This is a genomic window from Pontibacillus salipaludis, from assembly GCF_014642405.1.
GTDB lineage: Bacteria > Bacillota > Bacilli > Bacillales > BH030062 > Pontibacillus > Pontibacillus salipaludis.
Window position 1 is genome coordinate 1 of the sequence record NZ_BMIN01000021.1, and the last position, 12,605, is coordinate 12,605.

Annotated in this window: 11 protein-coding genes; 6 read left to right on the forward strand and 5 right to left on the reverse strand. The window is 39.1% G+C overall.

Annotated features, from left to right (window positions below):
* The first annotated feature begins 520 nt into the window (after nucleotides 1–520).
* Both IEW76_RS17645 and IEW76_RS17650 read left to right on the forward strand, forming a co-directional pair.
* Entirely contained in the window at nucleotides 521–1,444 is a 924-nt protein-coding gene (locus IEW76_RS17645) for an HD domain-containing phosphohydrolase (protein ID WP_188655753.1), read from the forward strand.
* Nucleotides 1,445–1,871: 427 nt separating this feature from the next.
* Entirely contained in the window at nucleotides 1,872–3,494 is a 1,623-nt protein-coding gene (locus tag IEW76_RS17650; protein WP_188655754.1) for an N-acetylmuramoyl-L-alanine amidase family protein, read from the forward strand.
* 119 nt (nucleotides 3,495–3,613) lie between these two features.
* On the opposite strand, the gene IEW76_RS17655 is transcribed toward IEW76_RS17650, so the two are convergent.
* From IEW76_RS17655 to IEW76_RS17665, 3 genes are all read right to left on the reverse strand, one after another.
* Entirely contained in the window at nucleotides 3,614–4,153 is a 540-nt protein-coding gene (locus tag IEW76_RS17655; RefSeq protein WP_188655755.1) for a DUF2812 domain-containing protein, read from the reverse strand.
* Nucleotides 4,154–4,489: a PadR family transcriptional regulator gene (locus IEW76_RS17660; RefSeq protein ID WP_188655756.1), complete on the reverse strand. Its 336-nt coding sequence runs from the start codon at nucleotides 4,487–4,489 to the stop codon at nucleotides 4,154–4,156.
* A 132-nt stretch (nucleotides 4,490–4,621) separates the two neighbouring features.
* A complete protein-coding gene (locus IEW76_RS17665) occupies nucleotides 4,622–4,828 on the reverse strand; it encodes a hypothetical protein (RefSeq protein ID WP_188655757.1) in 207 nt (68 codons plus the stop codon).
* 192 nt (nucleotides 4,829–5,020) lie between these two features.
* Here IEW76_RS17665 and IEW76_RS17670 point away from each other — a divergent pair, with 192 nt between their 5' ends.
* The 3 genes from IEW76_RS17670 to IEW76_RS20875 all read left to right on the forward strand — a co-directional run bounded on the left by IEW76_RS17670 (nucleotide 5,021) and on the right by IEW76_RS20875 (nucleotide 7,376).
* Nucleotides 5,021–6,418, forward strand: coding sequence for a poly-gamma-glutamate hydrolase family protein (locus tag IEW76_RS17670; protein ID WP_188655758.1), 1,398 nt, complete (start codon nucleotides 5,021–5,023; stop codon nucleotides 6,416–6,418).
* Nucleotides 6,419–6,709: 291 nt separating this feature from the next.
* Nucleotides 6,710–7,051, forward strand: coding sequence for a DUF5412 family protein (locus IEW76_RS20870; protein WP_229721292.1), 342 nt, complete (start codon nucleotides 6,710–6,712; stop codon nucleotides 7,049–7,051).
* Between the two features lie 106 nt (nucleotides 7,052–7,157).
* Nucleotides 7,158–7,376 carry a DUF3951 domain-containing protein gene (locus IEW76_RS20875; RefSeq protein WP_229721293.1) on the forward strand — a complete coding sequence of 73 codons (219 nt, stop codon included), beginning with the start codon at nucleotides 7,158–7,160 and terminating at the stop codon, nucleotides 7,374–7,376.
* Between the two features lie 187 nt (nucleotides 7,377–7,563).
* Here the strand turns inward: IEW76_RS20875 and IEW76_RS17685 are convergent, their stop codons facing one another.
* The gene (locus tag IEW76_RS17685) at nucleotides 7,564–8,409 is read right to left on the reverse strand and encodes a TetR/AcrR family transcriptional regulator (RefSeq protein ID WP_188655760.1); all 846 of its coding nucleotides are present in this window, start codon (nucleotides 8,407–8,409) and stop codon (nucleotides 7,564–7,566) included.
* Between the two features lie 133 nt (nucleotides 8,410–8,542).
* On the opposite strand from IEW76_RS17685, the gene IEW76_RS17690 reads away from it, so the two are divergent.
* A complete protein-coding gene (locus tag IEW76_RS17690; RefSeq protein ID WP_188655761.1) occupies nucleotides 8,543–11,686 on the forward strand; it encodes an efflux RND transporter permease subunit in 3,144 nt (1,047 codons plus the stop codon).
* A gap of 55 nt (nucleotides 11,687–11,741) precedes the next feature.
* Here IEW76_RS17690 and IEW76_RS17695 read toward each other — a convergent pair whose 3' ends face one another.
* Nucleotides 11,742–12,485, reverse strand: a complete 744-nt coding sequence (locus tag IEW76_RS17695; RefSeq protein ID WP_188655762.1) for an SDR family NAD(P)-dependent oxidoreductase — start codon at nucleotides 12,483–12,485, stop codon at nucleotides 11,742–11,744.
* Nucleotides 12,486–12,605 lie beyond the last annotated feature (120 nt).

Below are 12,605 nucleotides of genomic sequence, written 5' to 3' on the forward strand. Positions count from 1 at the left end.
CTAGGGCTTCGTAGTTTATCTCATCGATATAAATTTCTACGTCAAACTTAGGGAAACCGCCGAGTACGGGTCCGTACGCTCGGTGGTGTGAGAGGACGGAGGTTAGTCACCTCCTCCTACTCGATTGATCACTTGCTGTTTCTGTGAATCCCTCTAGAAGGTCTCTGTTAACTCAGAAATTAGGATCTTAGAGAATTTTTAGTTTATTACCTGGTGATTAGGGGAGACCATTAGTGTAAGCACATTTTATACCAGAAAAAAGTTTATTTTTTTTAAGGGAAGCCGATAAATAAAATAAACGCTAGACTAATAATGGTAGAGTGAAATTGGATTAAAAAACAGATTTCGACTGGTTTTTACATACCTATAGGTTACTACACAACAGTTTAAACTTTGTTCAAAAGCTTGCAAGTATAAGTAATTATGAAATAGAGAGTGTGCGTACGTTGCTATAAGAGGCCATCTGTTTTTTGCTATACTGTAAGTACGTATTAATAGAACGAAAGAAAGAAGGGATACCTTGAACCAATACCTGACATCAATTGACAACCCGATTGAAACTGTTCGCTATAAAGGGCTTACAGTGAAGTTACTTGCAACCGGTGATGGTACGGAAGTCATTCATCACTTGCTAGAAGAGGGAGCAAGATGGTCGATGCAACCACAAGAAGGAGGGACGGCGTCTGAGAGTATCTTTATCGTAAGAGGATCAATGAAGGTAACTATAGAAGGGGAAACAAAGTTGGTATCACCTGGTGATGTCTTGTCTGCATCGCCTGTTCAACATGGATTTATATTTTCAGCACTAGAGCAAACTGAATTTATTTACATATCTTCACAACCTGTTTTTCAGTTCTTTTCGGAGCTTTTGAGAGAAAATCAAGAGCTAGCGGTAGAAGTCGCGCTTAAAGATGGATATACGGCTGATCACTGCGAACGAATTATGCAAATGTCTATGTTAATAGGGGAAAGAATGGGGCTTTCACCAGTTGATATGTGTACATTGAACTATGCTTCGTATCTTCACGATGTCGGGAAAATTAAAATCCCTAAGTCTATCCTGCTAAAGGAAGGGCCTTTATCAGCAGAAGAGTGGCAAGAAATGAAAAGGCACTGTATATACGGCAAAGAACTATTGGAAGAAACTGATAGTCCCTATATGAATATGGCTTCACAAATTGTTGAACAACATCACGAACGCTATGATGGGAAAGGGTATCCTAAAGGCCTTCACAAAGATGAAATCTCTCCGTTAGCTTCTATAGTAAGTGTAGTAGACGCCTTTGACGCCATGACTACAGACCGCCCCTATCGTAAAGCGATGAGCGTGAACGAAGCCGTTGAGGAATTGAAAAAAAACGATGGAACAATGTTTCACCCTGAAGTTGTAAAAATTTTCATTGATTTAATTCCTGATTGGAGTAAAATGAAACAAGGGGTGTAAAATTATGAAAAAAATGGTAGGTTTCTTAATCGTTGCTGCTCTAGTAGCAGGAGTTGTTGAACCACAAAGTGTGCCAGTTCCATTATTCTAATTATTGGATGAGCTCTTTATTCATGTGAATAGAGAGCTTTTTAATTTTCTATTAACCCCTTACTTAGATGTTACTCTTTTCTCCACCCTATGCTCCCCTTGAAAGTCTTCCTCAAGCGCTTATTGTTAGCTTAATTTTTTACTCATTGAAATTCCCGTAAACCCTGAATAAGTAGCTATATGTATTATGCTGAATAAATTTAATTTTGCAAAATTTGCTGTTAGGTCTTGTTCCTTTTTGTTTGATCTTTCATTATATAGAGAGGGGGTCTTTGGAATTTCCTGCAGAGATAAAAAAAGGTAATTTCATAGATAAATAGAGGAAAGGGAGTAAGGCATGAACTACAAAAAGATTATAACATCAACGGCACTCGGCGTTACTTTGTTACTAAACCCTGTAATGAATGTGGCAGCTCAAACCGGAACAGTAGATGTGGATTCCACATCCACGTTAAATGTAAGAGAGGCACCTACTGACGGAGCAATCATTGGATCCTTAGAAGACAACAGCGAAGTACAAATCCTTGAAAGAAAAGGCGATTGGGCAAGGGTTCAGTTTGAAGATTTAATTGGATGGTCAAGTATGAATTATATCGATGAAAACGAAGATCTTGGTCAAGTAAGTTTTGATGAAATTTTCAATATCTATCAGTCACCAGACACTTCCACTAAAGTAGGAGCAGCTAAACCTACAAGTATGGATGTACTCGAAAGAAGAGGGGACTGGTATAAAGTACATACATACCTTGGCGTTACCTGGGTCAAGAAAGAAACCACTCAACACGAGTCAATTGCAAAAGTTTCGTTCACAGAAATCTTCAACATATATAAATCTCCTGATAAAAGCACGAAAATTGGAGCAGCCAAACCTGTCACAATGGACGTTGTTGAACAACGAGGGAATTGGTATAAAGTAAATACTTATTTAGGTCCTTCATGGGTTTATAAGGATGAAAGTACTCAGGAACTTGATACCATTAGGAGTGGAACAGTAACTGCGGATTATCTTAACGTAAGGACTGAACCTACATTAAGCGGGACCTTAAAAGGCCAGATTGCTGAAGGTACGACTGTCTCCATTTTGAAAACTAGTGGTGTATGGTACTATGTCAGCTATGGTGCCTCAAAAGGTTGGGTTCATTCTGATTACATCTTGAATGAAAGTACACAAGGTTTTGTAACAGCTGATGTACTCAACATACGTAGCGCGCCTGGTGAATATGTAAAAGACCAAGTAACTTATGGGACTCGAGTCATCATTACGAAATATAGCGGAGAATGGGCTTATGTTTCTTATAATGGAAATGAAGGTTGGGCGCACACCGACTACATAAAAGAGTCTACTAATGGTCAACTATTAGAGGGGAAAACCATCATCTTAGATCCAGGTCATGGTGGTAATGACAATGGAGCATTAGCAATTGACGGTCGAACCCAAGAAGAAGATATAAACCTTGAGTACTCAAAGGATTTGCAACAGAAGCTTGAATTAATGGGGGCAACTGTCATCTTAACCAGGGATTCTGATGTATATGTTGAATTAGATGACCGTGCTGATCTGTCAGCTGAACACAATGCCGACATATTCTTATCCATTCATGCTAATAGTGTTAATGATCTTTCTGTTAGCGGGTCAGAGTTATTTTATAATACGACCCCTTGCGACACATCAGAAGAATGGTGTGATGAAGGTGAGCAGAATGATTACCCTGAAAAAAGCGAAGATTTAGCCAAATCGATTTGGTCCGAGATCAAAGGAGTGTTTGGTGAGAGCCCTCGTGGATTAGATGGGACAACGCATTACCGTGTTAACAGAATGAACACGGTCCCTTCTGTTTTAATTGAAATTGGTTTCCTATCTAATTGGTCTGATCTTTCAGCTATCCAAGATGAGGCGCATAAAGAAGAGTTTGTAAAGAGTACGGCTAATGGGGTAGTCAATTATTTCACGTCATATTGAATAGAATATAGGATAATAAAAACGCTCAGGTATGATAGTGATATGTATCTGAGCGTTTTTTTGCTTACCTATACTTCTTTCGTCATTATTCTAAAGCAAATAAATTAAAGTGATATTTGCTATGATTTTCGTAGTTTTTGAACTTTTCTTCTAAATCCGAGGTAAGGCATCCCGGTAAAGACGAGAACGATCATAGATACATAGCCTAATACAATACCAACTTCACCAAATATATCTGCCATCCAATCTAAGTTACTCAATGGATAGAGCATGAATAGGGCAATCGTAATGAGTAGCGTTGGCAAGGCAGCTTTACCCATAATCCTTTTCTCCGCTTCATACTTCTCAATAATCGTTGATTGATCTGTGTATATTGGGTTTGTCCCTTCTGGAGCACTGAACAAATGGATATAATTCACTGCTGTGGATATATGATCCCAGCCTGCTTCCTCGAAATAAGCGAAATAATCTTCATCTGCATCTTTGCGGTAATCAACTGCATAGATTAATGGTCTCGCCTCCCCTCGTTTCAAAACGTATCCGAATGGTGCGAGCTTCTTAGTGATCCAACCTTTTTTAGATAGAGAGGAGAGCTTTTCTAAATCTTTTTCCTCTGAAAAGGCAAGTCCTCCGCTCATGACATATTTCGTTCTTTTCATTTATTGTTCTCCTTCCTCATTAAACATGAGTTTAGCATGGGCTAGCATACTTTCACGTCGCTTTATATCTCTCTTTAGAAGATGAACCCCAGAAGCAGTCGCGATATAGGTCTTACGCTTACCTGAACCTTCCCCGTATTGTTTGATCAATCCCGCGTTAAGTAATTTTCTAATTGTTGTATACATAGAAGCTGGTCCAATTGAAACCAATCCATTCGTTAGTTCCTCAATCTTCTGCATGATGAGGTACCCATGTCTTGCTTGTTGAAGAGTAAGTAAAATGTAGAAGGAAGTATCGGTTAGTTCACCAGCTTCAAATGTCTCGCCTCTTGCCATAAAAGAGCTCCCTTGTCGAATAATTTATATCATTAAATGATATATCACTATTTGAACTATATCGTCTAGGTAGCTAATAGTCAATCAATTTAAGGAATATTTTTGTAATTTTAAGGGCAATAAGGAGGGGGGTTAGATATAAAAACCAAACCATCTCAGGAAGAAGACTCCTAAGCTAGTTACGGTAACTCCTGTTACAATTGTCAAAACCACAGTAGAACGCTTCTTGGTGTCAAACCAAACGAAAATGCCAATAACAAGTGTGATGATTATACCTAAAAATAATGAAGCTTGTGGGTTTGTGGGAGTAATCCAATCATACCAGTGTAAAAAATCCATCCATCATCACCTCTAAAAGAGTTTTTTATAGTTTAACATATAATTCCATTGCGTAGGTTGATTTACCTTTGTAAATAGGGGTGGATAACTCATTTATGGGTCTAAAATAGGAATTACATCCATACGCCTCAAAATAGTCTTATTTTGTTCGATAAAAAAATTAAGTCTAAACATCGAAAGGGACAGCAATCTATGAAATTTAAGGTGCATGTGGTACTAGCGTTAAGCGTGATTTTAGGAATTTGGGTAGGCGGTACAGTGTTTGGTGAAGGAAATGTTGCCACAAAGGATGAGGTAATTTGTGAAAGCTGTTGGGCTTTTTCTTATGTTGATCTAGGATCTGAAGTATTTATCAATGGTAAAGAAGAGGGAGAACTTTTGCCTGTTTCTTCATTACTCGCTCAGAGTGCTGCAGGGGAGATCTACAATCACTACAGTGTAGTCAATGTATCAGCATCTTCTCCTACTATTGAAACAGAACCATCTGTTACTCGTGAGGTGAGTACAGTCGTTTCAATAACAGGGGTGCAAGGTCAGGTGGTTGAAACGACGATTGAGGGAGGCAATGAACGTTTAGTAAACATGCTGAACAAACATTTAGAACGAAGCGGCTTTTCCGTAAACTCCGTTGTGAATTCCGATATGGGTCAAGAAGTTTCCATTACATATACAGAAGCGCAGGCCAGAGCATTCTTTTCAGGGGGAGATTTAAGCTTACTTGCCTCTTTAACAAACCAAGAACAAACGAGTGAATTTAATACGTACTCAAAAGCTATTCAAGATGCCTTAAATGAAAACAAGTCAAGAAAAAGCGTATGGCTTTGGGACAGCAAAGCTGTGTCAGAACGACCAAATGAAACCATTCAGTTTTTAGACAGTCATCACATTAACCATGTATATCTTCATTATAACCCATTAGTTGAAGACCATTATCCTTATTTTATATCGAGTATGGATCAATTGGGGATCACAGTTCATGCTTTAATGGGAGCACCACACTGGGGGTTAGAAAAGAATATCCCGGAAGGCAAACATCGAATGGACCGAGTGATGTCCTATAACAGTGAAGTGACAGAAGCCGCGCAGTTCAAAGGGATTCACTTTGACATAGAACCCCACGTTTTGGATGAGTGGGATACGGACCGGGAGAATGTAGTCAATCAGTGGTCAAATTCATCACAGATATATGTTGATTATGCAAAGGATAACGGATTTATTGTCGGCAGTGATTTGCCATTTTGGACAGACGGCCCAAGTGTAGCCCCGTATGACCCTGACTTTTATAAAAATATGATAGATCGTCAAGATTATGTAACCGTAATGGCCTATCGAAATACAGCTTTAGGTTCTAATAGCATTACCTCCCTATCTGAAAATGAAGTGCTACATGCAAACTCCTCCAAAGTAGAGATCGGTGTGGAATTGCAGCCCCATTACTTAGACTATGTCAGCTTCGACGACAAAACATACTTAGAAATGGAATATGAATTAGCTGAAGTCAGACGCTATTATAAAGAAATGAAAGCAGAAGGGTTTGCAGGTACAACTTATCATAGTTATACGCAGTGGAAAGATTTAGAGACAAGGTAATTAGAAGCAACTGTAATTTTATGTCAATATTGAACTTGCTTATTCTAAAGCAACCTATACATGTAAAATTCCTAATGAACAGAAAGGGGGAGCAATGTGGTTAAACACAGTAATCAATGGGCCTTTTATTTAACCCTCATTTGCTCAGTGACCGGAATCTACTCTTTCTATTCACATCTGAATAATACCTGGCTATTAGCCCCGCCAACTTATATTCTCCTACTGATTAGCTTACTAGTTTTTGCTTTAGGCGTGATAGGCTTTCAAGACAGGAGGGCATGGAAGACTAAAATGAGAAGTTGGATAACGCTTTTTATGGCCATCCTTTTAATACTCTCCTTACTTATAGTTCTTGCATTTACCTCCTTTTTCTCGGACGTAGGTACGAATGAATACTTAAAAACAGTAAGTTCACCTAACCATAACCATTCAATCGACTTCTACAGTTTTGATGCAGGAGCAACAGGATCGTTTGGTGTAACAGGAGAGCTAGACGGGCCACTTTGGTTTAAGAAAAGGGTTTACTATGAAGAAGGAGTCAACAGCGTCGCTATTGAATGGGAGAGTGACACGACCTTGATCATAAACGGTAATACGTTGAACTTAAGTCAAGAGGGAACATATGAAGAGTAGTGTCTTGAATGTAGTAATAGAATTGAATGTTTTGAGTTAAAAAAGCACTACTGATCATTTCTATTGAATATATGTGGATTTCTTGAAATAACAAGAGGTGGTTGAGTTGAATTATTTAGTGTTTTCTTCTTCACTATTTGTACTTATCACGGTAGCCCTTATATTAATTGTGGTCTACAAAGTTATGATAAAAAAGGAACGCCCCGATAATTATTATACCCCCTTTGATCATATTACGGGTCAATCAAATGAGGAGTTCCATGAAGAACGCCAGGAAGATGAACAAGAAGAGGAAGAGGATGAAGGTGACGATAAAGATCGCTAAGTGGAGCCATGTGAAAAAGGGGTTATGGTTTTGAATACTTTTATCGTTTTGAAATACTATGAAGTAGATCGTTGTAAGGTTCTTCAGATTAATAGGGAGTTAATGGTATTGAAAGAACTTTTCTCTTAGGGAAAAGTTCTTTTTTATTGTTGCTCAAACTAAAAAGGAACCCCTCCTAAGATTCCCTCTACATAAAGTAAGCCCTAAGTAAAGAAGCTAGATCTCCATATCGCTCGTACTTTTCTAAGTGGTGAGCCATCCCTGTAATAATGACCTTCCTTGGAGAAGAAGTCTTTAATTCTTGTAACAATACTTCTACGGTTTCTTTTATGTCTGGCTCAGGTTCACTTGTGGAGATCACTTCTAATTGATCTATGAGCTCTTCTATGTGGTTGAAATCGTAAGAAGAAGGGGTCAGTTGTTGGACGATTTTTTCAGTAATGACTGGTGGGTCATTTTGTTGTTTGTATCCTTCAATAAGAGAATCGATCTTGTTTGTAATTGACTGTGCTAATAAGTAGTAATCAAATTCGACATTATCGACAATTATTAAATCCATGTAACTCTTCAAAATGCCTTGTACCATTACGCTCGCTTCCCATACATAAGGTTCTATTTCTTGACCGTATATGCCTAGCAAATGATTCTTGTAAAATAAAATAGAATGATAGCGCATTCTTCTGATGAAATGTTCAATTGTATCATTAAAGGGGATGGCTTGTTCTCTTACTTGCATAATGATGAAGTCGCGGTGGGTAGCGATTTCTTCTATTGTAACCTTGAGCTGGTCTGTAAATTTTTCTTTTGGATCTAAGGGTTTTGATGATACTTCGTTGATACGTGTTTGCATACGAAGCCAATAGTATTCAAAAAGCTCATGCAATAGTTCATCCTTAGAATTAAAGTGGAGGTAGAACCCCCCTTTTGAAATTTGACTTGCGTTCACAATTTCTTGAACAGATGTAGAACTGAAACCTTTTTGGGCAAATAATTTAATAGCATTTTCTATTATGTTTACTTTCTTTTGATCCATATGAGATCCTCCCTTTTTATCTAGGAAGCAGCATTTATTTCTTGACCTCTGACTGACTGGTCATGTATATTGTATATCGTACTGACTAACTAGTCAACGAGCTTGTTCTTATGATGGAAAGGGGATATAAATATTGAAGAATATCATTAATTTCTCGATGAACAATAAGTTTGCTGTATGGCTGATGACCATTATTATTACTTTGGCAGGCTTATACTCGGGATTAAACATGAAGTTAGAAACAATACCAGACATTGATCCTCCGATTATTACGGTAACAACTGTATATCCAGGTGCCACACCAGCTGAAGTGGCGGATGAAATATCGGAGCCTATTGAGCAGCAGGTGCAGAACCTGAGTGGTGTGAAAACAGTTAGCTCAAGTTCATTCCAAAATGCATCAAATTTGCAGCTGGAATACAGCTATAGTAAAGATCTTGACGAAGCAGAAGATGAACTTCAAGAAGCTGTAAGTTCTGTGCAGTTACCAGAATCCGCTCAAGATCCAGACGTCTCACGCATTAACTTTAATGCATTTCCAGTAATAAGTATGAGCGTTCTAAATGGAGAGGGAAGTCTAGAAGATCTCACTAAGACTGTTGAAGACTTGGTCATTCCTGAGCTTGAAGGGCTAGAAGGTGTGGCTTCTGTTCAAGTATCAGGTCAACAAATTAAAGAAGTACAAATGAGTTTTAATGATGAAGCGCTAGAACAGCGTGGTATGGACAAAGAAACCGTACAAAATATTATAAAAGGTTCAAACGTAACCTTCCCATTAGGGTTATATAACTTTGATGATACGCAAAAATCTGTTGTGATGGACGGAAACATTGCTACTATAGAAGATTTGAAACAATTACAGATCCCGATGGTACCATCCCAATCTCAAGGATCTTCATCACAAGCAGCTCAACAAGCCCCAGCTGGCCAACAACCTCAAGCTGCTCCGCAAGGGAATGCTGCTGCAGAAGGTAGCGCGGAAGCACAAGGTATCCCGACTGTTGAGCTACAAGAAATTGCAGAATTAGAGATTGTAGGGCAAGCAGAATCCATTTCTCGTACCAACGGAGAGGATTCAATCTCCATCCAAATTGTCAAATCTCAGGAAGCGAATACAGTAGATGTTGTAAATGCGGTTAAAGACCGAGCTGATGAATTCGAAGAGAACCTTGATGGTGTTGAATTTGTATATTCATTCGACCAAGGTGAACCAATTGAAGAATCTGTTAGTACGATGTTGAATAAAGCACTATTTGGTGGTTTGTTTGCAATCATTGTCATTCTGTTGTTCCTACGCAACTTTAGAACAACATTGATCTCAGTCGTATCCATTCCACTATCCTTGCTAATTGCTATTTTGATACTAAATCAAATGGGAATTACGCTAAATATTATGACATTAGGTGCCATGACAGTTGCCATCGGACGTGTTGTAGATGATTCAATTGTAGTTGTAGAGAATATATACAGACGAATGTCCTTAAAGGATGAAAAGCTAGAAGGCAAAGAATTGGTTCGTGCTGCTACGCAAGAAATGTTTATGCCGATCTTGTCTTCTACAATCGTAACCATTGCGGTATTCCTTCCACTAGGATTAGTGCAAGGGGTAGTCGGGCAAGTATTCCTACCATTTGCATTAACGGTCGTATTTGCGTTACTAGCTTCTCTAGTTGTAGCCATTACAATCGTACCGATGATGTCTCATTCACTGCTGAATAAGAAACAAGCGATGAAAGGTCATCATGAAGGACCTGGTAAGTTAGCAAAATGGTACCGCTCTGCTTTAAACAGTGTATTAAATCACAAAATTATTACTTCAATTGTAGCGGTGGCGATTCTTGTTGGAAGTATTGCTCTTGTTCCTTTAGTTGGAACGAGTTTCTTACCTTCTGAAGGTGAGAAGATGGTTATGCCAACGTATAGTCCGGCGCCAGGTCAAACAATTGAAGACGTAGAAGAGACAGCACAAGATGCTTATGAATACTTTAAAGATCGTGAAGGCGTTAAGACTATTCAGTATTCTGTGGGTGGAGAAAACCCTATGAACCCTGGAGTGAGCAATCAAGCCGCTTTCTTTGTCGAATATGATGAAGACACGGAAAACTTTGAGGAAGAAAAGCAAACGGTTACTGATGATCTGAAAGCTATGACAGAAAAAGGAGAATGGTCGAGTCAAGACTTCTCAGCTACAGGATCAAGCAGTGACATTCAAGTTCAAGTGTTCGGAGAGAATATGGATGATATCAAGCCATATGTTGAAGATGTAAAAACAATCTTGAATGACCAAGAAAATTTACGTGATCCTGAATCAAGTCTTTCTGAGTCGTATGAAGAATATACCCTCGTGGCTAACCAGGAGAAATTAAGTGAACTTGGTTTAACAGCTGGTCAAATTGGTATGGAATTAAGTCCTGACCGTGAACGACCAAAAGTTACAACAGTCCAGGAAGATGGAGAAGAGCTTCAAGTTTACCTGGAAGTGAAGAAAGATCAATATAACAATATTGATGAACTAACGGATAAAGAAATCCAAACACCACTAGGTCAATCCGTTCCTCTAAGCGAACTTGTTGAGGTGGAAGAAGGAACAACAGAGGATACAATCACTCGTCAAAACGGCAAAGTCTATGCAAACGTTAGTGCTAAAGCCACTACAGACGACATTGGTACTGTATCAGCTGATGTTCAGAATGAATTAGATAAAATTGAGCATCCAGCTACAATTGAACTGAAGATCGGCGGAGTTACAGAGGATATTAATGAGTCGTTTAGTCAGTTGGGTATTGCGATGCTTGCTGCTATTGCGATTGTCTATGTAGTTCTAGTCATCTTCTTTGGAGGTGCATTAGCGCCATTTGCTATTCTGTTCTCCTTACCATTTACCATTATCGGGGCCGTACTTGGTCTGTTAGTAAGTGGGGAAACGCTAAGTATTTCCGCTATGATCGGTGCGCTTATGCTAATCGGTATAGTAGTTACAAATGGTATCGTATTGATTGACCGTGTGATCCAGCGAGAGAAAGAAGGCATTTCTACACGTGAAGCCTTACTAGATGCTGGAGCAACACGCCTTCGACCAATCCTGATGACAGCACTTGCTACAATAGGGGCTCTATTACCATTAGCCCTAGGCTTTGAAGGTGGTTCAATCATCAGTAAGGGACTAGGTATTACCGTAATCGGAGGACTAGCAAGCTCAACGCTGCTTACACTCCTCATCGTACCTGTTGTGTATGAAGCATTAAGTAAGATTGGACGTAAAAAGAAGAAAGCATAGAAAGTAAAAAGGATCTGGCTATTGCCAGATCCTTTTTTAGTTACGTATAGAGTGTTTACTGATCAGAGGTTCCTAACGTCATACCGCCATCGACTACAATCTCTGTCCCTGTACAATAAGAGCTCTCGTCAGAAACTAAAAAAGCAACAGCCTTTGCGATTTCAACCGGTTGTCCAATTCTACCGAGCGGGACGGATTCATAAAAACTTGGTACTCCTTGACCACCAGTTGCCATATCCGTTTCAATTCCTCCAGGGTGCACCATATTGACGCGAATACCTTCTGGTCCTAATTCAATTGCCGCCGATTTGGACATAGCAACTACAGCTGCTTTAGTCGCAGCATAGGCAGATGATTTACGAATGGGAGCAAAGGATGAGATGGATACATTGTTCACAATTGCCCCTTTTTGTTGTTTTTTCATTTGTGGAATGACAGCTTGCATGCCAAGAAATACTCCTAATTGATTAACTTGGATCATTTGTTGATAATCGCTCATTGCCATTTCTGTAAAAGGTTTTCGGATAAGGACCCCTGCATTATTTACAAGGCCATCGATTCGACCGAATTTCTTAATTACATCTCGGACCACTGTTTGCCATTGGTCTTCTGAAGTAACGTTTAGCTGAACAGGATAGGCCGATTTTCCAATCTTTGTAGCGGCTGTTTGTGCGTCTTCTAAGTTTCTTGCTCCAACGATTACATTTGCTTCAAGTGAAACAAGGTGCTCTGCAATCGCTCTTCCTTGTCCTCTGTTGGCACCTGTAATGATGATAACTTGTCCTTGTAAATTAGTCATTCTTCGATCTCCTCATACTGTAATAGTAGTGTTTATTATATAATTCGGATGGTGCGACCATCAACAAGTGTTGAGAGGTCTCATAAAATTCAAAGAGATTGAGACAAAATTTAAGAGGGT